This window comes from Dactylosporangium sp. NPDC049742, from assembly GCF_040674675.1.
Taxonomy (GTDB): domain Bacteria; phylum Actinomycetota; class Actinomycetes; order Mycobacteriales; family Micromonosporaceae; genus Dactylosporangium; species Dactylosporangium maewongense.
Window position 1 is genome coordinate 109,923 of record NZ_JBFANF010000011.1, and the last position, 21,983, is coordinate 131,905.

At 70.9% G+C, this 21,983-nt stretch carries 23 protein-coding genes; 4 read left to right on the forward strand and 19 right to left on the reverse strand.

Features of this window, described 5'->3' with window-relative positions; all coding sequences use genetic code 11:
* Positions 1-23 precede the first annotated feature (23 nt).
* The 10 genes from AB0J72_RS16750 to AB0J72_RS16795 all read right to left on the reverse strand — a co-directional run bounded on the left by AB0J72_RS16750 (position 24) and on the right by AB0J72_RS16795 (position 9,871).
* A complete protein-coding gene (locus AB0J72_RS16750) occupies positions 24-1,292 on the reverse strand; it encodes a ferredoxin reductase family protein (protein ID WP_363399711.1) in 1,269 nt (422 codons plus the stop codon).
* Positions 1,293-1,392: 100 nt separating this feature from the next.
* Positions 1,393-2,217, reverse strand: coding sequence for a C39 family peptidase (locus AB0J72_RS16755; protein ID WP_363399535.1), 825 nt, complete (start codon positions 2,215-2,217; stop codon positions 1,393-1,395).
* A gap of 348 nt (positions 2,218-2,565) precedes the next feature.
* The gene (locus AB0J72_RS16760; protein WP_363399537.1) at positions 2,566-3,354 is read right to left on the reverse strand and encodes a class I SAM-dependent methyltransferase; all 789 of its coding nucleotides are present in this window, start codon (positions 3,352-3,354) and stop codon (positions 2,566-2,568) included.
* Positions 3,351-4,073 (reverse strand): ABC transporter permease, encoded by a 723-nt coding sequence (locus AB0J72_RS16765; RefSeq protein ID WP_363399539.1) that lies wholly within the window; start codon positions 4,071-4,073, stop codon positions 3,351-3,353. The genes AB0J72_RS16760 and AB0J72_RS16765 overlap by 4 nt, the downstream gene beginning before the upstream one ends.
* A gap of 1 nt (position 4,074) precedes the next feature.
* Positions 4,075-5,046 (reverse strand): ABC transporter ATP-binding protein, encoded by a 972-nt coding sequence (locus AB0J72_RS16770; RefSeq protein ID WP_363399541.1) that lies wholly within the window; start codon positions 5,044-5,046, stop codon positions 4,075-4,077.
* Positions 5,047-5,060: 14 nt separating this feature from the next.
* Positions 5,061-5,822 (reverse strand): CPBP family glutamic-type intramembrane protease, encoded by a 762-nt coding sequence (locus tag AB0J72_RS16775; protein ID WP_363399544.1) that lies wholly within the window; start codon positions 5,820-5,822, stop codon positions 5,061-5,063.
* Positions 5,819-6,478 carry a CPBP family glutamic-type intramembrane protease gene (locus AB0J72_RS16780; protein WP_363399546.1) on the reverse strand — a complete coding sequence of 220 codons (660 nt, stop codon included), beginning with the start codon at positions 6,476-6,478 and terminating at the stop codon, positions 5,819-5,821. The genes AB0J72_RS16775 and AB0J72_RS16780 overlap by 4 nt, the downstream gene beginning before the upstream one ends.
* A gap of 1 nt (position 6,479) precedes the next feature.
* Entirely contained in the window at positions 6,480-7,835 is a 1,356-nt protein-coding gene (locus tag AB0J72_RS16785) for a YcaO-like family protein (RefSeq protein WP_363399548.1), read from the reverse strand.
* Positions 7,832-8,923, reverse strand: coding sequence for a TOMM precursor leader peptide-binding protein (locus AB0J72_RS16790; RefSeq protein ID WP_363399550.1), 1,092 nt, complete (start codon positions 8,921-8,923; stop codon positions 7,832-7,834). Before AB0J72_RS16790 ends, AB0J72_RS16785 begins: the two co-directional genes overlap by 4 nt.
* A gap of 3 nt (positions 8,924-8,926) precedes the next feature.
* Positions 8,927-9,871, reverse strand: coding sequence for a SagB/ThcOx family dehydrogenase (locus AB0J72_RS16795; protein WP_363399552.1), 945 nt, complete (start codon positions 9,869-9,871; stop codon positions 8,927-8,929).
* A gap of 194 nt (positions 9,872-10,065) precedes the next feature.
* Here AB0J72_RS16795 and AB0J72_RS16800 point away from each other — a divergent pair, with 194 nt between their 5' ends.
* Complete coding sequence (locus AB0J72_RS16800; RefSeq protein WP_344511652.1) at positions 10,066-10,194, forward strand: hypothetical protein; 129 nt, start codon at positions 10,066-10,068, stop codon at positions 10,192-10,194.
* Between the two features lie 225 nt (positions 10,195-10,419).
* Here the strand turns inward: AB0J72_RS16800 and AB0J72_RS16805 are convergent, their stop codons facing one another.
* The 4 genes from AB0J72_RS16805 to AB0J72_RS16820 are packed head-to-tail and all read right to left on the reverse strand — an operon-like array spanning position 10,420 to position 14,271.
* Entirely contained in the window at positions 10,420-11,232 is an 813-nt protein-coding gene (locus AB0J72_RS16805) for an ABC transporter permease (RefSeq protein WP_363399554.1), read from the reverse strand.
* Positions 11,229-12,074 carry an ABC transporter permease gene (locus AB0J72_RS16810; protein WP_344511648.1) on the reverse strand — a complete coding sequence of 282 codons (846 nt, stop codon included), beginning with the start codon at positions 12,072-12,074 and terminating at the stop codon, positions 11,229-11,231. Before AB0J72_RS16810 ends, AB0J72_RS16805 begins: the two co-directional genes overlap by 4 nt.
* The gene (locus AB0J72_RS16815; RefSeq protein ID WP_363399557.1) at positions 12,071-13,261 is read right to left on the reverse strand and encodes an ABC transporter substrate-binding protein; all 1,191 of its coding nucleotides are present in this window, start codon (positions 13,259-13,261) and stop codon (positions 12,071-12,073) included. Before AB0J72_RS16815 ends, AB0J72_RS16810 begins: the two co-directional genes overlap by 4 nt.
* Before the next feature lie 23 nt (positions 13,262-13,284).
* Positions 13,285-14,271, reverse strand: a complete 987-nt coding sequence (locus AB0J72_RS16820) for an ABC transporter ATP-binding protein (protein WP_363399559.1) — start codon at positions 14,269-14,271, stop codon at positions 13,285-13,287.
* Between the two features lie 123 nt (positions 14,272-14,394).
* On the opposite strand from AB0J72_RS16820, the gene AB0J72_RS16825 reads away from it, so the two are divergent.
* Positions 14,395-15,834, forward strand: coding sequence for a PucR family transcriptional regulator ligand-binding domain-containing protein (locus AB0J72_RS16825; RefSeq protein ID WP_363399561.1), 1,440 nt, complete (start codon positions 14,395-14,397; stop codon positions 15,832-15,834).
* A gap of 68 nt (positions 15,835-15,902) precedes the next feature.
* Here AB0J72_RS16825 and AB0J72_RS16830 read toward each other — a convergent pair whose 3' ends face one another.
* The 4 genes from AB0J72_RS16830 to AB0J72_RS16845 all read right to left on the reverse strand — a co-directional run bounded on the left by AB0J72_RS16830 (position 15,903) and on the right by AB0J72_RS16845 (position 18,389).
* Positions 15,903-16,661, reverse strand: coding sequence for a dienelactone hydrolase family protein (locus tag AB0J72_RS16830; protein WP_363399563.1), 759 nt, complete (start codon positions 16,659-16,661; stop codon positions 15,903-15,905).
* A 10-nt stretch (positions 16,662-16,671) separates the two neighbouring features.
* Complete coding sequence (locus AB0J72_RS16835; RefSeq protein WP_363399565.1) at positions 16,672-17,076, reverse strand: TIGR03668 family PPOX class F420-dependent oxidoreductase; 405 nt, start codon at positions 17,074-17,076, stop codon at positions 16,672-16,674.
* Positions 17,073-17,906: an LLM class F420-dependent oxidoreductase gene (locus AB0J72_RS16840; protein WP_363399567.1), complete on the reverse strand. Its 834-nt coding sequence runs from the start codon at positions 17,904-17,906 to the stop codon at positions 17,073-17,075. Before AB0J72_RS16840 ends, AB0J72_RS16835 begins: the two co-directional genes overlap by 4 nt.
* 90 nt (positions 17,907-17,996) lie before the next feature.
* On the reverse strand, positions 17,997-18,389 hold the full coding sequence (locus tag AB0J72_RS16845) for a cupin domain-containing protein (protein WP_363399569.1): 393 nt from the start codon (positions 18,387-18,389) through the stop codon (positions 17,997-17,999).
* A gap of 394 nt (positions 18,390-18,783) precedes the next feature.
* Here AB0J72_RS16845 and AB0J72_RS16850 point away from each other — a divergent pair, with 394 nt between their 5' ends.
* Entirely contained in the window at positions 18,784-19,701 is a 918-nt protein-coding gene (locus AB0J72_RS16850) for an NADP-dependent oxidoreductase (protein WP_363399572.1), read from the forward strand.
* A 528-nt stretch (positions 19,702-20,229) separates the two neighbouring features.
* Complete coding sequence (locus tag AB0J72_RS16855; RefSeq protein WP_363399574.1) at positions 20,230-20,976, forward strand: class I SAM-dependent methyltransferase; 747 nt, start codon at positions 20,230-20,232, stop codon at positions 20,974-20,976.
* 158 nt (positions 20,977-21,134) lie between these two features.
* Here AB0J72_RS16855 and AB0J72_RS16860 read toward each other — a convergent pair whose 3' ends face one another.
* Positions 21,135-21,968, reverse strand: coding sequence for an alpha/beta fold hydrolase (locus AB0J72_RS16860; protein WP_363399576.1), 834 nt, complete (start codon positions 21,966-21,968; stop codon positions 21,135-21,137).
* Between the last annotated feature and the right edge of the window lie 15 nt (positions 21,969-21,983).

The window sequence follows — 21,983 nt, forward strand, 5'->3', positions numbered from 1 at the left end:
CGGAACGTCTCCTTCGAGCCGAGCTACCAGGCGAAGCGTTCGAGGTGGATGCGGCCGGCGCGCACCCCCGCCTGCTGGGCGGCGCGGACCACCGCCTGCATCCACGTATCCGGACCGCAGACGAACACGTCGTGATACCGGACGCCGGGAACCAGCTCGTCCAGGGTGGACGCGCTGGACCATCCGGCCGGCAGCCACGATCCGTCCTCGGCGCGGGCGCCCACCAGGTACCGCACGTTCACGCCGCGGGTGGCGGCGAGATCGTCGAGCTCGGCGCGGAACAGGACCTCTGGTTCGGTTCTGGCGCGGTAGAGCAGCGTCGCCTCGCCCGCGGCGTAGGGCAGCTCTTCCAGCAGCGCTCGCAGCGGGGTGACGCCCACGCCGGCGGCGATCATCGTGACACGACGGGTGGTGCGCCGTTCGGCGGTGAGGCGGCCGTACGGGCCCTCGATGACCGCCCTCGTGCCGGGCCGCAGCCCGGCCACGGCACGGCCGCCGTCGCCGTCCGCCTTCACTGTGATGCGCAGCCGGTCCCGGCCCGGTTGAGCGGACAGCGAGTACGGGTGGGCGCGGCTCCAGCCCGAGCCGGACAGGAACCGCCACTGGAAGAACTGGCCGGCACGGACCGGCAGCTGCTGCAGGCGCCGCCCGCGCAGATGGATCGAGTACACCCCGGGCGCCTCGGCCACGACGTGGTCGACCTCGATACGGTGCCGCAGTGTGCGCCAGGCGGGCAGCCCGAGCCGGCAGACGAGCACCGCGCCGGCGCAGGCCCCGTAGGCGCTCCACCAATACAGCCGGGCCAACGGCGCGGCGAGGAAGTCCGCGCCGGTCCACAACTGGTGTGGCAGGGCAAGGCCCACGCCGGGATAGGCGTACAGGTGCAGTAGGTGCCACGACTCGTAGCGCAGCCGGCGCCGCGCCGCCCGGATCGAGGTGACGGTGGCCAGGACCAGCGCCGCGGTTCCCACGACCGCCAGCAGAATCCCCGGGTAGTTGGCAACCAGCTCCCAAGCCTGGCGCAACAGGGACAGGTGGAGGGTTCGCGCGTAGCCAACGGTGATCAGCACGAGGTGGGCGAGCATCAGGTTGAACGAGGTGAACCCGATCCACCGGTGCCAGCGGGCCAGCCGGTCCTGGCCGTAGGCGCGTTCCAGGACCGGCACCCGAGCCATCAGCAGCACCTGGATGAGCAGCAGATCGGCCGAGACCAGCCCGGTCAGCCGGCCGATGGACGTAGCGCCGACGGCCAGCGAGCCGAGGCCGTGCAGACCGCCACCGGACACCCACATCGTGACCACGAACAGGACACTGGACGCCAGGACTGAGCCCACGACGGCCGGCCGCCACGACGCCGCCCTGCCACCATCAGTTGATCGGTGATGCCGGGAATCAATACGAGTAGCCACGCGAGGAGATCCAGTCGGCCAGCTTGGGAGTGCTCAGCCAGTAGGTGCCGTCCCCGCTCGGGTTGGCCGGGTCGGCGATCTTCACCGTGCCGCCGCCGTCACGGTATCCGACGACCGTCAGGTAGTGACCGCCTTCGTAGGCGTGCACGGCACCGGCGGTGTCGGTCACGTGTCCGGCGATGTTCGCCACGATTGCCCGTCCGCCGCCGACCGTGGTCAGCACGTCGGTCTGAAGCTGCGCTGCCTGCGCGGGCGTTGCCGGGTAGACCGGGATCTCTCTGGTCTGGTACAGCGTGCGGCCGTGCCCGAGCACCTGGTTGAGTACGCGGGTGGTGTCGAGGGCCGAGTTCGTCCCGTTGGTGGTGGTGCCCAGCATGGTCGCGGCCTCGTCCTGACTGACGGCGTGGCCGGCTGCCGTGAGCGCGATCCGGGTGGCCGCCGGCCCGCAGAAGTAGTAGTTCGGCTGCAGCTGGAACTGGTACTTGAGGAGCATCGTCGTCGGCGCGGACGGCGCCGCCCCGTCGGCCTTCGGTGGTGTCGTGGTCAGCGCCGCGCCCGCCGCTGCGGTGCGCGCAGACGGCGGATCGCCGAGCTGACTGAGCACGATGCCGGCCACGGCCGCCGCGGCGAGCATCACGCACATGGTCACCGCCATCCGCGGCCGGCGGACATCCCCGGCGCGGTGGGACTGCGGGTGTACGGATTCAAGGTTCACAACGAGTCTCCAGCAGCCCGGAGCAGGGCGATCGATACGGGCATGACGTGCGACGACACGCGATGCACAGCCATGCGGATTCACCCCAGACATGCGGTGGGTCCCCGGCTCGTGCGTGCACGACTCAGCGAGCCTGTCCGGCGTCACCTGCTGTGAGCATGAACCGGACCAAGCGACCCATGACGTTACGCAAGGGGCACTGCCCTGCCAAGGCCCGCTAGCTGGAAGAAGCCACACATCATCACTGTTCGGACCGACTACTCAATACGTTGACAGCATCGCGGCATCGGCTGCCACGGAGGCCATCCCGGCCCGGACATGACGGCACGGGGTCGAGCTGACGCACGACGCCCGCAACAACCGGATGCGCGCCGCCACGGAGTGAGGATCGAGCCTGACGCCCGAGCTCCCCGAGCCACGCGAGCTGCTCCAGCGCCGGACTCAGCCGCCGCGGCGAGGTTCGAGGGCGACCACACCGTCGACGAGCGAGCGGCTGGAGGCGCCGTACCGGGGTCGCGGCACCGGCAGGGCCCGGTAGGCCACGACCCGCCAGCCCGGTTCCTCCAGCGGCGTCAGCGAGTCCAGCCCGAAGAGCGCCAGCCCACCGGGGACGCGCTGGGCAAGGGTCTGCATCTGCATGGCGGAGTCCGCGCTGACGATGTCGGCGATCCAGTGCGCGGCGCCGGTCCGGCTCGCGAGCGTGGCCGCCAGCGCCGTGACTGCTCCGGCCGGCAGGTACACCAGCAGACCCTCGGTGAGCACGATCACGTCGCCGGATCGTCCCGTCTCGTCCACCACGGCGCTCACCGCGGTCTCGTCGCGGACGTCCAGGCCGACCCGCCGTACCGGGCAACTGTGCGGCCGGCCGTGCAGGGTCCGGTCCTTCAGCTCGACGACGGCGGGGTCGTCGGCCTCGACCAGCTCGCGGCATCCGGGCAGTCGCATCCGGTACGGCCGCGTGCAGAAGCCGGCCCCGAAGTTCACCACCGCGGCCCCCGGCCGTCGCTCGAGCGCATCGACGAGCATGCGGTCGATGAGGACGGTACGGGCGACAACCTCGTCCCGCCCGGCGTCGGCGAGCCGCGCGATCGGCGCCGCCGCAGCGGTCGGCGTGAACAGCTCGGCGAGCGGGTCCGACACCCGGGGGCGCGGAAGGCGGCTCTCCGCGGCCCGGCAGGCCGCCGCTGCGTACGCGGTGGCCTGCACGGTCCGGTCGACGAGGGGGTTCATTCCCAGCGGAACAGCCAGGCGGCGCCGGCGGCGCAGACCACGACGGTGCCACCCAGCACCGCGACATCGACGCCGATGGAGTCGCCCCGGTCCAGCCACGCCCATTGCAGCGCGTCGATCGCGTACGTCAACGGGAGGGCGTCGCTGATCTTGCGCATCCAGTCGGGCATCAGCTCGAGCGGGACGGTGGCACCCGTCAGGAAAATCATCGGGAAGTACACCAGGTTGGCGATGACCAGGGCCGTCTGCTCGCTTCTGGCGATGGAGGCGATCAGCAGGCCGATGCCGAACATGGCGGCGCCGGAAAGCAGCGCCAGACCGGCGAACGCGAACGTCCGCTCGGGCGCGTGCAGACCGAACACGAGCGAGCCGACGACGACGAGCAGGGCGATGCCCAGCACGCAGATGACGATGTTGATCAGCAGCTGTGCGGTGAGGAAGACGGTCGGCCGGGCGGGGGTGCCCCGCAGCCGGCGCAGAAACCCGCGGGAGCGGTACTCGACCATGCCCAGCGGGAAGCTCATCAGCCCGGCGACGGCGAGGACGAGGCCGACGTAGGCGGGCACGGACACGTCGACGGTGCCGAGGCCGTCCCACAGGTCGGACGGCTTGTTGCCGTAGATGCCGCCGAAGACGCCCAGCACCATGACCGGGAACACGAGGCCGAAGAACAGCGGCGGGAAGTTGCGCAGCATTCGCCTCGACTCGAACGCCAGCACGCTAGGAAACATCGACGTTGTCCGCTTCACTCGAGGCCGTTCCGGCGGCCTGCCCGGTCAGGTTCAGGTACGCGTCGTCCAGCGAGGCCGGCAGCTCCCGCGCGGTGGTGCCGTGTTCGGTCAGGACCCGGTCGACGTCCCCGCGGCGCGCCGGTTGGACCTCGAGCATCAGCCGCTGCCCGGCCGGCTCCACCCGCACTCCGGAACCCAGCCCGGTGAGGCTTTCGGCCAGCTTCCGGTTGCCGCCGGCGCCGTCGAGCACGAGCCGGGCCGAGTCGCCGGCGTGGTCCCGGATCAGCTCGGTGGGTGTGCCGGTGGCTACGATGCGGCCCTTGAGCAGCACGTTGACCCGGTCGCAGAGGTACTCGACCTCCTCCATGTGATGCGAGGTGATCACGATGGTGAGGCCGTTGCCGTTGCGGCGGCGCAGTTCGTCCCAGACCATGCGCCGGGCGGCCGGGTCCAGGCCGTTGGTCAGCTCGTCGAGGAAGACCACCTGCGGGTTGTTCAGCAGCGCCAGAATCAGTGACAGCCGCTGCTGCTGCCCGCCTGACAGTTTGACGACCTGGCTGCGCCGCTGCTCGCTCAGGCCGAACAGCTCGAGCAGCTCGATGTGATCGGCCGGGTCGGGGTAGAACGACGCGAAGAGCCGGCAGATCTCCTCGACCGTGGCGCGGGGCGGGTAGACGAGCTGCTGGAGCTGGATGCCGGCGATGCGGGTCATCCGCGTACGGTCGGTGGCCGGGTCGAAGCCGCCGACGCGGATCGTGCCCGTGGCCGGTTTCCGCAGCCCTTCGATGCACTCCAGCAACGACGTCTTGCCGGAGCCGTTGGGGCCGATCAGGCCCACGACCTGGCCCTTGTCGGCGCTCAGGTCGACACCGTCGACGGCGACCAGGTCGCCGTAGCGGACGGTGATGTTCCGGGCGTCGACGAATGGCTCGGCGGCGCTTGCTTCTGCGTCTTGACTCACCGTTGTCGGCCTCCTCATCGGGGCACTGCGGCCGCGACGGGAGCGACCCGGCGCGCGCTGGTCTGGGTGTAGTAGGCGGCGAACGAGGCATGCACCGCGATCGCCGGGAGAACGCTGCCCTCGACGATCACCAGCAGCCCGCACACCACCGCGAGCACCACACTGGACAGCGCGAGCACGGTGGCCTGCAGGGCCGTCTCGGTCAGCAGTACCTGGCCGACGGTGAAGGTCGCGCCGCTGATCGCGATGGCGGCCCACACCGGTGTGTCGCTGGCCAGCAGGCCGCCGAGGAAGACACCGCGGAAGTAGAACTCCTCGACGGCGGCGCTGGTCGCCGGGACGATGTACCGCCATGCCCGGGGTAGCGCCAGGATCTCGGTGATCCAGCGGACGCCGGTGACCGCGCCGGGCACGTCGGTGCGGGGTCGCACGGCATAGAGCATGGACATGGCGAATGCGGTCAGCGCGCTGGCGCCGGCGGCGGTCAGCACCAGCAGGCCGACATCGTGCGGGGTGACGTGCCAGGCGAGCAGGGCGGCCAGGTCGAGGCCGCCCCAGTACATCACGAGGATCGACGCAAGGACGCCGCCGGCCAGATACACCAGGGTGCCCAGGATCGGGAACACGTATCGGCCTGGCAGCCCCGTGCGGCTGGCGACGGCCAGGCGTACCCGTTGGCGGGTACGGTTGCGCCGGAAGGGCAGCCGGTACAGCGCGAGCCAGGCCGCGGTCGCCGCGACAGCGACGGCGGCGAACACCGCCGCGTCGCGGGTCACGAGGGCTCCCGGCGCCGCAGCACGGTGAGCACGACCACGTTCTGCACCGCGTGCGCCACCATCGGCACGAGCACGTTGTCGCCTCCCAGCAGGTACAGCAGGCCGAGCCCGATGCCGGTCAAGGTCTTCTGCGCGACGGTCATGGCGCCGAAGTAGAGGTGGTTGAGGCCGTACACGACGGCGGTGACCAACAGCGCCGCGGCGGCCGGCCAGCCCAGGACGACTCCCAGCAGGTGTAGTCCCACGCCCCGGAACAGCACCTCCTCGGCAGCGGCGACGCCGACCGCGGCCAGCACCACCCAGACCGATCCGCCGCCCGCGAGCCGGTGCAGCGCGATGCCGGCCAGTCGCCGGTGCCGGACCGCCAGCCATGCGGCGCCGGCGGCCCATTCCAGCACCGGGGCGAGGCACCCGAACGCCACCGCGGCGGCGTACCAGCGCCAATCGACGGGCGAGGACAGGTCCCACCGCATCGGTGCGAGCGTGGCGACCAGCGCCGCCATGGCCATCAGCGCCACGGCGAACACCAGCTGCCCGCGCACGGCCGGGTCGAGTCCGCGCCGCGCCGCGCCGCGAGCGCCGGTGCCGCCGAGCACTCCGGACAGGGTCAGCCGGAACGCCTGCGCCGGGAACGCCGCGCAGAGCAGAACCAGCACGCTAAGGCAGAGGGTGCGGGTGGACATTCGTCACTCCGCCGTGCGCGACCATGCGCGGATGCGCCTTCGGCGGCATCCCGGGCAGGCACATGCTGAGCAGTTCGGGGATGAGGACGCGAACCACTTTCCAGTCGGTGCCGGCCAGTTCCGGCGGCGTGATGTCGAGGTAGGTCGCCCAGCGGCTCACCCCGGCCACCATCTCGAGCAGCGACTCGAGCGTCGACGCTCCGGCCAGCGGGGCGATCTCGGAGAGCTTCACGGACCCGCTGAACCGCTCGGCGACGATGGCGCGCTTGTGCTCCGCGTCCTGCGGTCCGGCGTAGAACAGCACGTTGGAGTCGAGGTCCAGGTACGGCGAGGAATTCGTCGCCGCGTGCACCGCCGTCGTGTCGAAGATGGCGCTGTACATGCCGAGGCCGAGGATGGCCGCGCTCTCCATCGCTCCGCGCAACAGCGCCGAGCGCGGGTCGGCGTCGCCCTGCACCCCGAAACTGAGCATCGGCAGCGCGTCGGTCTTGCGGTCCATGTACACGCCGATGGTCGGCAGTGGGAGGTCGGGTCGGGTCAGGTGGATCGCCCGGACCCGGTAGTCGGCATCCGGCCCGAGGTTCATCGTGGCCAGCACCCGCAGCGCGTCCTCGTCGTCGACGACGACCTGCGGGCACGGATTCGGGGTGTACCAGTTGAGAACGAACGAGTCGATCTGCACCGCCTCGATCAACGCGTTGCGCAGCGCGTCCTCCAGGCTCACGTGTGCCGCCGTGCCGGTCGAGAACGACGGGGTGAAGAGCAGGTCGCCGTGCGCCGCCGAGGTGGTGAAACCGAGGAAGAACAGCTGCGCGGGGACCCAGAGGTCCTCCCCCGGCCGGGTCAGCGCCGGGCAGCGCACCCACGCGATGACGTCGTCCTCCGTGGGCGGGCGGTCGGCGTACCGGTGCAGCCGCGAGGCCAGGGTGCGCTGCTGTTCCGGACCGAGGATGCCCAGGTACTCCAGTGGCAGGCACTCGCCCTCGGCCGACAGCTCGCGCCGTGAGGCGTACCGGAAATCCTGGTCGAACAGGCGGATCGCGACCATCGCGGCGTACCGCTCGACGCTTTCCCCCATCATCTTGATCATGGCCTCTTCCTGGTACAGGCCGTACCCGCTCAGGTGGTACTGCACCTGCAGATGCGGGTCACCCATGATCAGGCGGTGGTAGTGCGGCATGGTCGCCGTCATCGCCCGCATCCGGGGCTCGCCCGGGATGTCGGCGACGGCGACGAAGAACCCCGGCATGATGCCGGTCTGGTTCGCCCCCAGGTGCTTGTACCGCCGCAGCAGCCGCGTCATCGGCGGGTAGTGCGACACTGCGCTCATCGCAGCACCCCGGACACGATCCGGTCCACGGCCGCCCGGCTGTTGAAGTTGATCTCGCGGATCCGCTGGCGGGACACCTTGCCGCAGCCCGGGCAGGCGGGCATGCGCAGCAGGTCCTGCGTCTGGATCTCCAGCGTGGGCAGGTGCACGCCGAGCACCCGGCCCGACAGCCGCGACACGCCCACCGTCGCGTGCAGGTATCCCTCGGTCAGCGCCAGCGTGGTCAGCAGGCTCATCATGGGCGCGTCCGCGGCCCGCGGTGCCGGGGACCCGACCGGCGAGCGGGCGAAGTCGTGATAGGACACGTGGTCCTCCAGCCGCGCCAGCGCCCGCTGCTCGAAACACTCGAAGCAGCCGGTGTGCGGGGACTTCAGGCCCACCACGGACACGAACGGCCCGTCGATGAACGCGCACACCCACGGCACGTCGCGGCCTTCCAGCACCCGATTGATGTTACGCAGCAACGGCAGCGACGGTCGCTGCAGGCACGTCACCAGCGCCGCCGAGCCGGTCAGCGCCGGAGTCAGGTCGGTCATGGCCTGCTCGGTGGCCAGGCCGTCGATACGGGACGTGAGGTCGGCGCTCGAGAGGCGCTCGACCGTCTCCGGGGCGAGCGGCGCCAGCCGCAGCCGCATCCCGGCCGCAAGGTGCTCGGCCTGCGCCGTGGCCGCGGCAGAGTCCGACAGGAAGGCGACCTCACCGCTCGGCGGCTCGCCGTCCCCCGGGTACGGCGACACCATCCGGCCCAGCAGCGCCGCGGTCACCGCATCCTGGCTGTCGCGCTCACGCGCGGGCACGAACAATCCGGCCTGTGCCAGGTCGGCGAAGAGGCGCTCGATGTTGGCCGACTCGATCGGTTGCAGCCCCGGATCCAGATGGTCGGCGACGCGCACCGGCCCGGCGGCCGCCGCGCGCAGCGCGGCCCGCACGGTGGCCCCCACCGCCGGCGACTCGCGGCTGACGTCGATCACCGCCTCCTCGAAGTTCCACACTCCGGTGCGGATCCGGAAGCGACCGGCGCTGTCCTCCACCAACCGCGCCGTGCTTGCCAGCTGGTAACTGTCCATCATGGACTCGTCTGCGCTCACCGACTACTCTCCCTGCCCGACCACGCTCACGTGCACGACGTGGCTGGTCAGGCCGTCCAGGTCCAGCATCTTCTCGATCGTCTGCTTGTCGTAGCCACCCTGGTCGCAGCCGGCCAGGCCGAGCGCCGTGCGGGCCAGGTGCAGGTTCTGCAGGATGGCGCCGACCTCGATGAGCCCGAACACGACACCCCCGTCGCCGTACTTGCGCGAGTTGTCGTAGAGGTTGTACACGAACGTCAGGACGAACCCGCTGCGCTCGACGTCCAGGTCGGGCGAGCGCAGCACCTGTGCCGGCGGCAGCTGCGGATGCGGCGCGACCGGCGAAAGACCGTGGGCGTACGGCAGGTACTCGTACGCGCCGGGGGCGAGCCCCGCGACGTTGAAGGCATGGACGTACAGCGTTACCGGGTAGAGGCCGCCGCCGGAGGCGACGGTGCGCAGCCCGATCACGCCGTGCGGGTCGGCCGGATTGCCGTACGGCAGGCTGCCGGTGGCACCCTGGCAGTGGAACAGCAGCGCCGACAGGTCGGCCAGCGAGATCGGCGCGCCGCTGAACAGGCGGGTGCTGCGCCGCTCGGTGACGACCGCGGTCAGTCCTGCACGGATGGGTTTCGCGGTGGGCAGCTTGACGACGTCACGCAGGTCTTCCTCAAGGTCGGCGTGACAGGAGGACAGGACCGCATCCGGCTCGTAGAACCTGCCGATGCCCATCTGGAAGCCCAGCCGAGCGTTGTCCGTGCGGTAGTTGAGCAGAAGTTCCTCGCCGGCGAAGGCGTCATCCCCGGTCGCCCATCGGCCCCGCACCACGGAGTCTGGGGTCCGGACGACCGTGGATGACGTATAGATCGAGACAATCGTGTGCTGCATCGCGAAGCTGCCGACCGCCCGGAGGTAGTCGTGGTCCTTGAGCGCTTCCTCGACTTCTTCCCTGGTGCGGCGGTAGGGCATGTCACTCCGATGCGAGCGCGGACAGGGAGGTGACCGGCAGCGGCCGGATCACCAGGAGCAGCAACTGGAGCAGCAGCAGTTGCCGCCGCCGCACGTGGTGGAGGCACCCGGAGCGACCGTGACGGTCAGCCCACCGGTGGCTGTGGTACCGATCTGGCCGGAGAAGCTGAGCAAGGCTGGTTTCCCTTCACTGGTTGGGCGCATGGGCCGGCGACTACCACGAGCAGCAACTGGTGCAGCAGCAGTTGCCGCCGCCGCACGTGGTGGAGGCACCCGGAGCGACCGTGACGGTCAGCCCACCAGTGGCCGTGGTACCGATCTGACCCGAAAAGCTGAGCATGCGATTCACCTCCCCAACGACGAATTGACGATATCGATCGATGCGATTTCGTCGGCCGCACGGTAACATGCGGATCAGAGGTGTATCCAGGATGTACTTTCGCTGGTCAATGTGCATGGGGCACACGGGGCACGACTGTTCATCCGGCGTACACACCTCCGCCGAGACCTGCGCACGAACCGCAGACAGGCCGCAGCGAGCCTGATGACTACAGCCGGCCGCCGGTCGTGTCGGAGGAGAGGCGCTGGGCCAGGTACACGGGGATGATCGATGCGACGATGAGCACCGCGGCCACGACGTTGATGACCGGGGCCTGGTTCGGGCGGAACAGGTTGTTGAAGATCCAGATCGGTAGGGTCTCGGTGCCGGGGCCGGCGGTGAACGTGGTGACCACGATCTCGTCGAAGCTCAGCGCGAACGCCAGCAGGCCGCCGGCGAACAGGGCGGAGCGCAGCAGCGGGAACGTGACGTAGCGGAAGGTCTGGCCGGGGCGGGCGCCGAGGTCCGCGGACGCCTCCTCGTAGGAGGCGCCGGTGCGGCGCAGGCGGGCGAGCACGTTGTTGTACACGACGACGACGCAGAACGTGGCGTGGCCGATCACCACCGACAGCAGGCCCTTGCCGACGCCCAGCGGCTCGACGACCGAGCGGAACGCGGTGTCCAGCGCGATGCCGGTGACGATGCCGGGCAGCGCGATCGGCAGCAGCACGAGCAGCGAGACCGCCTCGCGGCCGAAGAAGCGGTACCGCTGCACCGCGAACGCCACCATCGTGCCGAGGACCAGGGCGACCAGGGTGGCGCCGAGGCCGGCCTGCAGCGACGTCCACAGCGCCGAGCGCAGGCCGCTGCTGTCCCACGCCCTCGACCACCAGCCGAACGTGAACGAGCGCGGCGGGAAGGCGAACGTGCGGTCGGCGTTGAAGGAGTTCAGCAGCACCAACGCCAGCGGCATGTACACGAACGCCAGGCCGAGGGCGGTGACGGCGCCGAGGAGCCAGCGGGCGGTGCGGGAGAGCGTCATAGGTTCTCCAGGGCTCCGGTCCGGCGTACCGCGAGCAGGTACACGAGCATGACGAGCGCCGGGATGGTGGCCAGGGCGGCGGAGAACGGCAGGTCGTTGGCGGCGCCGATGTTCGCGTACACGAGGTTGCCGATCAGCTGGCTCTTGCCGCCGACGATCTGCACGGTGATGTAGTCGCCCAGCGACAGCGAGAACGTGAAGATCGAGCCGGCCACGATCGATGGCACCAGCATCGGCAGCACCACCGAGCGCAACGTGCGCCCGGGCCGGCCGCCCAGGTCCGCCGACGCCTCCAGCAGCGAGTCGGGCAGCCGGTCCAGGCCCGCGTAGACGGGCAGGATCATGTACGGCAGCCACATGTAGGACAGCACGAGCACGGTCGCCGGCAGCCCGTAGCCGGGGCCGCCGAAGATCCGGTCCAGCGGGCCGTCGTTGGCCAGCATGACCCGCCACGCGTACGCCTTGACCAGGTAGCTCGCCCAGAGCGGGGTGACCACGGCGACGAGGAGGATCCGGCGGTACCGCGCCGGCGCCACCTTCGCCATGAAGAACGCCATCGGCACGGCGAGGACCGCGTCGATGAGCGTGACGGCGGCTGCCACTCCCACGCTGCGCAGCACGACGTTGCGGTACACGGGCTCGGTCAGGATCGTGCGGAAGTTGTCCAGCGTGCTCTCGTGCACGACCTCGCCGGTGAAGGTGTTGACCTGCCACAGCGACGAGGTGAGCAGCACCGCGAGGGACCCGAGGTAGGCCACGACGAGCCAGGCCAGCGGCGCCGAGAGCAGCGCCGCCAGCCTCGCCCGCGGGTGGCGGTGGAAGAACCCTGCGATGACCGTCATCCCTTGATGCTCGTCCAGGCCTTGGTCCACTCGCTGTAGTCCTTGCACTTCACGTCGGTGCGACCGTCGACGCAGTCGGCGACCGGGGTCGTCCAGTACCAGACCTGGCCGTAGTACGACTCGTCGTCGGCGTGGTAGGTGGTGCAGTGCTGCGGGTCGGCGGTCTTGGCGCAGGCCAGCTTGTTCGACGGTGCCTCGCCGAACCATTCGGCGACGGCGGCGTTGGCCTCGGGGGAGATGATGTGGTTCATCCACAGGTACCCGCAGTTCGGGTGCTTCGCCTTGGCCGCGATCATCCAGGTGTCGGACCAGCCGGTCGCGCCCTCGCTGGGCAGGATCGCCTCGACGGGCGCCTTGTCGGCCTCGGCGAGGTTGGCGATGACCTGCCAGGTGGTGCCGAGCACGGAGTTGCCGGCCTTGAACGCCTGCACCTCCTTGGTGTAGTCCGACCAGTACTCGCCGATGATCTTCTGCTGGCCCTTGAGCAGGTCCACGGCCGCGGTGAACTGCTTGTCGTCCAGCGCGTACGGGTTCTTGATGCCCAGCTCCGGCTTGTGCTTCATGAGGTACAGCGCGGCGTCGGCGATGTAGATCGGCGAGTCGTAGGCGGTGACCTTGCCCTTGTACGGGGAGTTGGCGTCGAAGACCACGTCCCACGAGGTCGGCGCCGGCTTGACCACGTCGGTGCGGTACATGAGCAGGTTCGCGCCGCGGCCGTGCGGGACGCCGTAGGGCGCGCCGCCGACGGAGTTCCACGCCTTGTTCTTCAGCCCGTCGAAGACGTCCTTGTAGTTGGGCACCAGGTCGGTGTTGACCGGCGCGACCACGCCGCCGTAGATGAGGCGCAGGGAGGCGTCGCCGGAGGCGGAGACCACGTCGTAGTCGCCGGTCTTCATGAGCGTCACCATCTCGTCGGACGTGCCGGCGACCTTCACGTTGGCCTTGCAGCCGGTCTGCTTCTCGAACGGGGTGACCCAGTCGACCTTCGGGTCGTTGCTGCCGTTCTCGGCGTACCCGGCCCACGCCACGATGTTCACCGCGCCTTCGCCGGCCCCGAGGCTCGCCAGCTTGTCGATCTTCGGCAGCTGGGCTCCGGCGGGCCCGGCCGGCGCGTTGCTCTGCTTGGCGTCGTCCCCGCAGGCGGCGAGGGCCAGCACGGTCGCGAATACGGCGATGTATCGGCGCATGCCTTCTCCTTGATTCGAGCGCGTCAGTCGAGCGCGATGAGGTCGGAGGAGCTCCAGGTGAGGCGGACCGCCTGGCCGCGCAGCGCGGGCAGTCCGGGTGCGGAGGTGAGCAGCACGACCATGCGGGGTCCGGCGTCGAGGTCGACGACCAGGCGGGTGAAGGCGCCGGCGTACACCACCTCGGCGACCTTGCCGGCGGCCGCGCAGTCGCCGTCGCCGTCGAGGCGGATCTTCTCGGGCCGCAGCGAGAACGTGCCGGACCGGCCGATGACGTCGGCGCCGTCGAACTGGTTCGAGATACCGACGAACCCGGCCACGAACGGGGACGCCGGGCGCTCGTAGAGCTCGACCGGCGCGGCCACCTGCTCGACCCGCCCGCCGGAGAAGACGGCGACGCGGTCGCTCATCGTCAGCGCCTCCTCCTGGTCGTGCGTGACGAACACGAACGTGATGCCGACCTGCCGCTGCAGGGCCTTGAGCTCGACCTGCATCTCCTCGCGCAGCTTGAGGTCCAGCGCGCCGAGCGGCTCGTCGAGCAGCAGCACCTTCGGCCGGTTCACCAGCGCCCGCGCCAGGGCCACCCGCTGCCGCTGCCCGCCGGACAGCTGCGCGGGGCGCCGGGCGCCGTAGCCCTCCAGGCGCACCGAGCGCAGCGCCCCCTCGGCCCGCTCGCGCCGCTCCCGCCGGCCGGTGCCGCGCACGCGCAGCCCGTAGGCGACGTTGTCGAGCACCGACATGTGCGGGAACAGCGCATAGTCCTGGAAGACCGTGTTGACGTCGCGCTCGTACGGCGGGCGCCGCGTGACGTCAACCCCGGCGAGTTCGACGGTGCCGGCGGTCGGCGACTCGAAGCCCGCGATGAGGCGCAGTACGGTCGTCTTGCCGGAGCCGCTCGGCCCGAGCATGGAGAAGAACTCGCCGTCCGCGATCTCCAGGTCGACCCCGTCGACGGCGTCGACCACGCCGAACGACTTGCGCAGCCCGGTCAGCCGGATCGCCGGTCCGCTCATGCGTTGGTCACCTCCGCTTCCCTGCGGCTGGGTTGACGGAACCGTAGGGAAATCGGGCACTGACTCCAATGGACAGATGTACAGCGCTACAGCGAATCGTTGTGCAGCGGTACAGTCACGCGCGTGAGCGTGCGTCTCGCCGACCTCCTCGCCGACGACGGGCTGAGCCTCGTCGTGCGGGCCGGTTCGCGCGCCGACCTGCAGCGGGAGGTCCGCTGGTGCGCCGTGACCGAGCTCGACGACCCCCGGCACTGGCTGCAGGGCGGCGAGCTCGTGCTCACGACCGGCCTGCGTCAGCGCACCGCCGCCGCCCAGCGGCAGTTCGTGCGCCGGGTCGCCGAGTGCGCGGTCGCCGCGATCGGCTTCGGCACCGGGCTCACCCACCGGGTCGTGCCGCCGGCGACGATCGCCGCCGCCGATCTCGCCGGGCTGCCGATCCTCGAGGTGCCGTACGAGACCCCGTTCATCGCCGTCGACCGGCTCGTCGCCGACCGGGTCTTCGCCGCGCACTACGGCCGGCAGCGGGCGCTGCTGCGCATGCACGACGAGCTGACCCGGGCGCTGCTGTCCGGCGGCGGCCTCGCCGGCATGGTGGATGCGCTGCGGCGCATGGTCGGCGCACCGATCGGCGTCGTGGACCCCTACGGCCACGTCTTCGCCTCCGCGCCGCCGGGCCTGCCGTGGCCGTCCGGCGCCGCCCGGCAGGACCCCGTCGAGGTCGGCGGAACGGTCGAGGCGGCGCTGTGCACCGGGCCGGTCGCCGGCGGCCAGGACGACATCCTGCCCTACGCGGCCAGCCTCGTCGGCCTGGAGCTGGCCCGCCGCCAGGCCGTCCTCGCCGGCCGGCGGGAACTCATCGGCCACCTCGTCGAGGACATCGTGCGGGCCACGATCGCCCCCGCGGAGGCCGAGCGGCGGCTGCTCGCGTTCGGCGTGGACGTCTCCCACCCCTACACCGTCGTCCTCGCGACCTCGCCCGACGTCGCCGGCCTGCGGGCCCTGCCCGGCAGCGTCTACCCCCTCGCCGAGACCGGGGTCGAGCCGGTCGCCACCGCCCACCTCGACGACCACCTGGTGGTGCTCGTCGGCCGCTCGCCCAGCGCCGCGGATGTCGCCGCCAAGACCCTCGCCTACGTCGCCCAGCTCGGCGACGGCGCCCGGGTCGGCGTCGGCGGCGCCTACAGCGGCGTGCACGGGCTGCGCTGGAGCTTCTACGAGGCCCGCGAGGCGCTCAGCCGCGGGCCCGGCATCAACGGCCGGGAGCCGCTCTCACTGCCGGGCCTGCTGCTGGCCAGCGACGACCTGCCCCTGGCCGACCTCGGTCGGGAGGTCCTCGCGCCGCTGCTCGACTTCGACACCGCCTCGGGCGCGGCCCTGGTCGAGACGCTGCGGGTGTACCTCGAGGAGGACGGCTCGGTCGCGAAGGTCGCCGCCCGCCTCTACGTGCACCGCAACACCGTGCGCTACCGCCTCGAGCAGATCGAGCGGCTCACCGGCAGGCGGCTCACCTCGACCGCCGACCGCGTGCAGCTGTGGCTCGCCCTGCACGCGGTGTCACTCTGACACGGTCGGCAGCCGTCCGCGGACGTCCCGGTAGCCGACGGCGCTGTTGACGGCCAGCATCAGGGCGTTTAGAAGACCTCGTCCAGGAAGGCCGTCAGCTCGCGCCAGCTGCGCGCGTCGGCCGCCGGGTGGTACGCGCCGCCCGGCAGGGTGAATCCGTGCTCGGCGCCGGAGTACGTGATGACCTGCCAGTCCAGGTCGGGGCGGGTGCGAAGCTCGTCCTGGAAGGCCGCCACCGCCTCGTCGGGCACCACCGGGTCGGCGCCGCCGGTGCAGATCAGCACCGCGCCGGTGATCGCGGCGACGTCGGCCGGCTCGTGTGTCACGAGGCGGGCGTGGAACGCGACCGTGCCGGCCAGCGGCGCCCCGGTGCGGGCGAACTCCAGCGCCGCCGAGCCGCCGAAGCAGTACCCGATGACGACGATCCGGCTCGCGTCGACCGCCGGGTCGTTCGCCACGACGTCGTAGGCGGCGCGGACCCGGGCGCGCATCAGCGCGAGGTCGCCGTAGTACTTCCCGGCCTCCGCCGCCGCGCTCTGGTGGTCCTCGAAGCGCCGCCCGGTGCCGTAGAGGTCGGCGGCGAAGGCGTAGTAGCCGAGGCGGGCGAGCATCTGGGCACGGGCCTTGGGGTACTCCCGCAGCCCCGTCCAGTCGGGCACGATGATCACGGCGGGCTTCGGCCCGGCGACCGCGGCGTCGTGGGCGCGGTAGCCCTCCATGGGCTGCCCGTCATGGTCGTAGGCCACCGCCGCCTCGGCGATCTGCGCGCCCGGGCGCTCGGCGACGGCGTCGATGAGCCGCCGGTGCTCGGCGGAGAAGTCGGTCATGACCCCGACTCTACGAGGCCGACCAGCCCGTCCACCGCGCGACGTCGATCGCGATCATCAGGCCCCGGATTCGGTACTGCGGGTAGCGCGCCACCAGTCGCCCGAGCGCCCGGCGGCCCTCCTCCCCCGCCGGGTCGACCTCACGCGCGATGCCGTCGGCGCGGACCCACCACAGCGTGGACCAGTCCTCGTCGTAATGGTCGGCGAGCACGGCGGCGCGCGGCTCGGCGGCCAGGTTGGCCAGCCGCTGCAGGGCGGTGTGCCGCTTCGGCTTGGCGTCCACGCCGTGGTAGACGGTGTCGCCCTCCAGCGCGAACACGATGGGCACGGCATGGGGCGAGCCGTCCGGGGCGACGGTGGCCAGCCGGGCGACGCGCGCCGCCCCGAAACGCTGCCGGCATTCGTCCGGCGTCACGCGCCTTCGCCGGCGAAGTCGGCGATGGCCCGTTCCCACTGTTCGAGGCCGCGCTCGACGACCGAGCGCGGGCCGGAGGGGATCCACCGGCTGGCGCGCTGGACGCCGGCCTCGTGGAGGCGCTGCAGTACCGCGGGATCGGCCGGCGCCGAGAGCACCTGCACGTCGATCTGGCGCTCGGCCCGGGCCCGCAGCTCGCCGATGCGCTCGATGACGCCCTCGCCGTAGTTGGGGAACCAGGCGTCGCCGAACGCCAGCACGCGGTCCAGCACGCCCGGGCCCATGCCACCGACGAGGATCGGCGGGTGGGGGCGCTGGGCCGGCTTGGGGAAGGACCAGATCCGTTGGAAGTCGACGTACTTGCCGTGGTACGACGCCTCCTCCTCGGCCCAGATCGCCTTCATCGCCTCGATCCGCTCGCGCAGCACGGCCATGCGCACCCGCGGGTCGGTGCCGTGGTTGCGCATCTCCTCGCGGTTCCACCCGGCGCCGACGCCGAACTCGAAGCGGCCACCGGAGAGCTGGTCGAGCGAGGCGACCTCCTTGGCGGTGATGATCGGGTCACGCTCGATGACGAGGCAGATGCCGCTGCCGATGCGCAGCCGGCTGGTGGCCGCCGCGGCCGCGGTCAGCGCGACGAAGAGGTCGTAGGTGTGCCAGTACCTCTGCGGCAGCTCCTGCCCGTCCTCGGACGGCGTGTCCCGGCTGGCCGGGATGTGGGTGTGCTCGGCGAAGAACACGGCGGACTGGCCGCGCTCCTCGGCCAGCCGCGCCAGGTCCCCCGGGGCCATGGCATTGTGGGTGGGGAAATATCCGACTCCGAAGTCCATGGCCCGATCCCTACCCAGCCGGCGCCGCTTCGACCGGCTCGAGCTCGTCGACGTCCAGTGGCTCGGCGCCGTGGCGCCCTGTGTTGAAGTTCAGGAGGGCCGGGGTGCCCGCCGGTCGCGACGCAGTTCGAGCTCCTCATCACTGACCAGGGTCTGCATCGGCTGACCCGGCACCATGATCATGGTGGCCAGGAAGCGCAGCCAGGTGTCCGGCCGGGGATTGGCGGTCTGGTAGTGGATGACGTCGCCGCCCGGTTCGAAGACCGCCTCGCCGGCCCGGACCACCCGCTCCGGCTGGCCCTCCAGTTCGAAGATCATCTCGCCTTCGAGGACGTAGGCGGAGAGTGGGCCGGAGTGCCGGTGCGGCGGGACACTCCCGCCCGGCGGCACTTCGAGCAGCACCGTCATGAGCTCGGGCGAATCGGGGATGAACGGCGGTGACTCGTCGAGCAGCGTCGTCCGTGTGACGAGGTCCTTGGGCATCGCAGTCCTCCAACGTGTCCCGAGGTCTCCGTAGCCGCCGGCTACGGACCCCATGGTTGCCCGGCGGTGCCCGATCACCCCCATCCGGGCGAGGTGACCGGGGTGCACCGGACCGCGAGGCGCCGTGGATGGCTCGACCGGGTTTGCGCTCGACCCGACCGGGTACGTGGTCGTCACAGTTCCACGGGCCCGCCGCAGCCGACACGAACAACGCGATCACCGGCATTCTGCGATGGCGGAGCAGATGCGTCAGACGTACGCCAACGCCGAGGAAGTGCCGGCCTCGCGCCACGACCCTTCCCGATCAGCGTGGTAGGACGCCGAGGTCTGGTGCCACCAACACTGGTGATCCGAAATGCCGTTCAGGCGAGGACTGGGTAAGCGGAGGTGCCGGATGAAGGCGATCGTGGTGACCGATCAGGCCGCAGGAACGGCCGGGATGACGCTGGTGGAGCGGCCCGAGCCGGAGCCGGCGATTGGCGACGTCATTGTTCAGGTTCATGCGTCGGGATTCGTCCCGACTGAGTTGGCGTGGCCCTCGACCTGGACCGATCGCCTCGACCGTGACCGGACACCGTCGATCCCTGGACACGAACTGGCCGGAGTGGTCACCGCTCTCGGCTATGGCACGACGGGGCTGTCGGTGGGACAGCGGGTGTTCGGCATCGCGGACTGGCATCGCGACGGCACCCTGGCGGAGTACGTGGCCATCGAGGCACGCAACCTCGCGCCGCTGCCCGGCGACGTCGACTTCACGGTGGGCGCGAGCCTGCCGATCTCGGGCCTGACCGCGTGGCAGGGGCTGTTCCAGCACGGCCGTCTTCAGGCGGGGCAGAGCGTCCTCGTGCACGGCGCGGCCGGCGCAGTCGGGACGATGGTGACGCAACTCGCACGTGAGGCCGGCGCGTATGTCATCGGTACGGGGCGCGCTGCCGACCGTCAGAAGGCGCTCGACTTCGGCGCGCAGGATTTCGTCGACCTCGACGACGACGCCCTGGAAGACGTCGGCGGCGTCGACCTGGTGTTCGACGTCATCGGCGGAGGCATCCAGAGGCGGTCCGCAGGCCTCATCCGGGCCGAAGGAACACTGGTGACCGTCGTAGGGCCACCCGAGGCGCGGCCCGCCGATGGCCTGGCGATCGACTTCGTTGTCGAGTCCGATCGCGCCCAGTTGGGTGAGATCGTCCAGCGCGTGCGTGACCTACGGCTGCGGACGAACATCGGCAACGTCGCGTCCCTCGACGATGCCGTCGCCGCCCTCAACCCGACTGAGCGACGCAAGGGGAAGACGATCATCCGCGTTCGTCCGTGACGACTCGGGACGCGTTCGGGTGCCGTTACGTCATCTGATCGGGTGGCACCGTGAGCCCGATGCTGGCTTGTTCAGATAGCGGCGGCAAGCTCGGTGACTGGACGCCGGCGGTTCGAGGACTTCACCGGTCATGCCTGCCCGACTGGGGCAACGCATGACGCAACGGACCAACGTGCCATCGCAAGCGGCGCCGACGTCCACGGAGGGTGTTACCGTACTTGCCGGAGCGATGACCAGTTCGCTGACGGCGATCTAAGGAGGTGTGTTGATGACTGGCGTGGAGACGCCCGCTGTGTGCGGTGCCCGGATCATCCTCACCTCCCGGGCCTCGTCCTGACCTTCGCCTGCCTTCCTCCCTCGTAGGAGTGTTCTCGGCACGCTGTCGTCCGGCGGGGCCCCCGTTCAAAGGTCTCCACCGTGTTTCATCGACCCACTTCATACCCATCTGATCTCTCTCCTCCTGCGCGGCGTGGGCCTGCACGACGACGAAGGCCTGGACCAGACCTTCGCAGAGAAAGGAATCTGGTCATGGACCTTCCCCGCATCTTCACCATCCGTGAGAGCAGCCACCGGATCCACAACCCGCTGACCGCGGACAAGTTCGCCGCCCTGGGCGCATCGCTCCACCTCGCCCCCGGGACACGAGCCCTCGACCTGGCCAGCGGCTCAGGCGAAATGCTGTGCACGTGGGCGCGTGACCACGGGATCACCGGCACCGGGGTCGACATCAGCACGGTCTTCACCGAGCAGGCCCAGGCCCGCGCCGCCGAACTCGGCGTCGCCGACCGAGTCGAGTTCATCCACGGTGACGCCGCCGGCCATGTCGCGGACCAGCCGGTCGACCTGGCCGCCTGCATCGGCGCCACGTGGATCGGCAACGGCGTCGCCGGAACGACCGAGCTGCTCGACCGCAGCCTGCGCCCCGGCGGACTGATGCTGATCGGCGAGCCGTACTGGCGGCAGACCCCAACGGACGAAAAGACCGCCAAGGCATGCCACGCCACCTCCATCGCCGACTTCCTGCTCCTCCCGGAGCTGATCGAGCAGTTCCAGGAACTCGGGTACGACGTCGTTGAAATGATGCTGGCCGACCAGGACAGCTGGGACCGCTACGCCGCGGCCCAGTGGCTCAACCTGCGCCGCTGGCTCGACCAGAACCCGGACGACGAACTCGCCCCCGAAGTGCGGGAAGAACTCACCACCGAGCCCGCCCGCTACGCGCGCTACGGGCGTGAGTATCTCGGCTGGGGAGTCTTCGCCCTCATGAAGCGCTGACACTCCCGTCCCGCGCGGGGCCCAGACGTCATACCGTCTGGGCCCCGCACGGGCCACGTGGTCACCGCAGTGCTCAAGCCGGCAGCATGAACGAGCCGACGCCCGCCCTTCCTTCTCGTCCTCCCCGGCCGCCGGCCGGTACAGCCGCGCCGACGTTCTTAGCCTGGGTAGCAGGTTGAAGCCGAGCACTCGAGCGAAGGCGAATCCGACGATGGAGGCACCGTGCGTACGTCTGCGAGGTCCTCGTCGAGGAACTCCTCGACCAGCGGGACCAGCAGCCCGGCCCGGTGCGGCAGGGAGGTGTGGGTGGTGCCGGGCAGGATCGCGAGGCGGCAGCGCGGCATCGCGCAGATGTCGCCGGGGACACCGCCGCCGAGCAGGCGGAACATCCGCACGGCATGTTCCGGCCGGACGATGTCCGCGTCGCCGACCACGACCAGTGCGGGCACCCGCAGGGCGCGGATCTGCGCCGCCGTCCACCGCGGCGGATGCGCGTCCAGGACCGCCATCTTCGTGACGAGGCGATCCCAGCCCGCCGGGTCGGGCGCGGTACGCAGGTACTCCTCGTGCAGCTCGGAGCCGTGCAGGTGCTCGGGCCGCAGGTGCGCGGCGCCGTCGAGCAGCCCGGGGTGCAGGCCACCGCGGTCGAAGACCGGCGAGGCGAGCACGAGCCGGCCGGCCCGCGCCGGGTGGTGGGTGCCGATCCGCAGGGCGACCGCGGCGCCCAGCCCCCAGCCCAGCAGGTCCGCTCGCGCCAGGCCGAGACGGTCCAGCAGCTGCACCACCTGCGCCGCAAAGCCCCCGACGGTGTACGGCCCATCGCAGTCGGGGCTGCGCCCGTGCCCCGGCAGCTCGACGGCGACGACCCGCCGGGTGCCGGCCAGCAACGGCAGCAGCGTGCCGAACGACGTGTGGATGCCCGACAGCGCGGCCGGCACGAGGATCAGTGGCCGTCCCGGGCCGTCACCGTGCTCCTCGAAGTACATCTCCATACGGCGCAGTGTGCG